The organism is Pseudolysinimonas sp. (genome assembly GCF_031389465.1).
GTDB lineage: Bacteria > Actinomycetota > Actinomycetes > Actinomycetales > Microbacteriaceae > Pseudolysinimonas_A.
Window position 1 is genome coordinate 1 of record NZ_JANMSQ010000106.1, and the last position, 1,917, is coordinate 1,917.

Genomic DNA, 1,917 nt, shown 5'->3' on the forward strand with positions numbered 1-1,917 from the left:
CGCGCAGCCCGGCCAGAGTCGCCTGAGCGGACGCGAGTTCGGTGCCGAGCTCCGCCCGCACGGTCGCGAGGCGAGACTCGTGCTGCGCGGCGAGGAGGGCGGGGTCGGCGCCGGCGACGGCCTGCGTACGGCGCGCACGACCGACGAGTACGCCGACCACTCCGCCGAGCAGGAGCCCAACGGCGAGGCCGATGATCAGGGTGAGCGTCGCATCCATGTCTGAAGTGTCGCAAGGGGGTACGACATCCCTCGGTTGAACCGCGCGAAAAGCCAAAATGTTCGAGAAATGTCTTGCGCGTAGCCTTGCCGCATGGCTACAACCGTGCTCGATCACTGGGTTTCTGGAGCCGCCTTCACCGGCGCCTCGACCCGCACCGCCCCCGTTTACGACCCTGCGCGCGGCGTCGTGCAGCGTGAGGTGCGGCTCGCGTCGGTCGCCGATGTCGACGCGGCCGTGCAGGTCGCTGCGGCGGCGTTCCCCGCGTGGAGCGAAGCCTCGTGGAACAAGCGGCAGGGCGTGTTGTTCGCCTTCCGCGAGATCCTTAACGCCCGCAAAGAAGAGCTGGCCGCGATCCTCACCAGCGAACACGGCAAAGTGACCCCTGATGCGCTCGGCGAGATCGCCCGTGGCATCGAGGTCGTCGAGTTCGCCTGCGGCATCCCGCACCTCGCGAAGGGCGAGTACACCGAGAACGCGTCGACCGGCGTCGACGTCTATTCGGTGCGGCAGGCGCTCGGCGTCGTCGGCATCATCTCGCCGTTCAACTTTCCGGCCATGGTGCCGATGTGGTTCTTCCCGATCGCGATCGCGCTGGGTAACACCGTGGTGTTGAAGCCCTCCGAAAAGGACCCGTCGGCGGCGATCTGGATGGCGCAGGCGATGAAGGAGGCGGGCCTTCCCGACGGCGTTTTCAACGTCGTGCACGGCGACAAAGAGGCGGTGGATGCTCTGCTGACCCACCCCGACGTCGCGTCGATCTCGTTCGTCGGGTCGACCCCGATCGCGAAGTACGTCTACGAGACGGGCACCGCTGCTGGCAAGCGCGTGCAGGCGCTCGGCGGGGCGAAGAACCACATGCTCGTGCTGCCCGACGCCGACCTCGACCTCGTCGCCGACTCCGCCGTGAACGCGGGCTTCGGCTCCGCAGGGGAGCGGTGCATGGCGATCTCGGTCGTCGTCGCGGTCGACCCGATCGCGGATGACCTCATCCCGAAGATCGTGTCGCGGATGGCGGGGCTGAAGGTCGGCGATGGCACCCGAGGCTGCGACATGGGGCCGCTCATCACGAAGGAGCACCGCGACAAGGTCGCCGGGTATCTCGATGTGGCGGCGACCGACGGCGCGACGATCGTCGTCGACGGCCGGGGCATCGAGATCGACGGGGAGGCCGACGGCTTCTGGCTCGGACCCACCCTGATCGACAAAGTGCCGACCACATCCGATGTCTACACGCACGAGATCTTCGGCCCCGTGCTGTCGGTCGTGCGCGTCGAGTCATACGAAGAGGGGCTCGCCCTCATCAACGGCTCGCCGTACGGCAACGGCACCGCGATCTTCACCAACGACGGCGGCGCGGCGCGGCGGTTCCAGCGCGAGGCAACGGTCGGCATGATCGGCATCAACGTGCCCATCCCGGTGCCGGTCGGCTACTACTCCTTCGGCGGCTGGAAGGATTCGCTCTTCGGCGACACGAAGGCCTACGGCCCCGATGCCATCCACTTCTTCACCCGCCAGAAGGCGATCACGTCCCGGTGGCTCGATCCGAGCCATGGCGGCATCAACCTGGGCTTTCCACAGAATGCCTAAGCGACGCCAGCCACATGTCGGAGCGGGCACCAACGCTCAACTTCGTGCCCCGTCGGGCGACAGCGCACACACGTGACCTTCATTAACGCATGAGCGCGATGGTTGCTAGC

2 protein-coding genes are annotated in these 1,917 nt (G+C 67.2%); one reads left to right on the top strand and one right to left on the bottom strand.

All coding sequences use genetic code 11. The annotated features are described in order from the left end of the window. The coding region (locus tag RMO30_RS04165) for a hypothetical protein (RefSeq protein ID WP_397427885.1) at window positions 1-217 on the bottom strand (217 nt) is incomplete at its 3' end. 93 nt (window positions 218-310) lie between these two features. Between RMO30_RS04165 and RMO30_RS04170 the strand changes: the two genes are divergently transcribed. After that, window positions 311-1,807: a CoA-acylating methylmalonate-semialdehyde dehydrogenase gene (locus tag RMO30_RS04170; protein WP_309709903.1), complete on the top strand. Its 1,497-nt coding sequence runs from the start codon at window positions 311-313 to the stop codon at window positions 1,805-1,807. Window positions 1,808-1,917: the final 110 nt, after the last annotated feature.

What these genes read in the sequence shown, in the direction of transcription:
- RMO30_RS04170 (WP_309709903.1), top strand. Translation starts at nt 311, where the DNA reads ATGGCTACAACCGTGCTCGATCACTGGGTTTCTGGAGCCGCCTTCACC.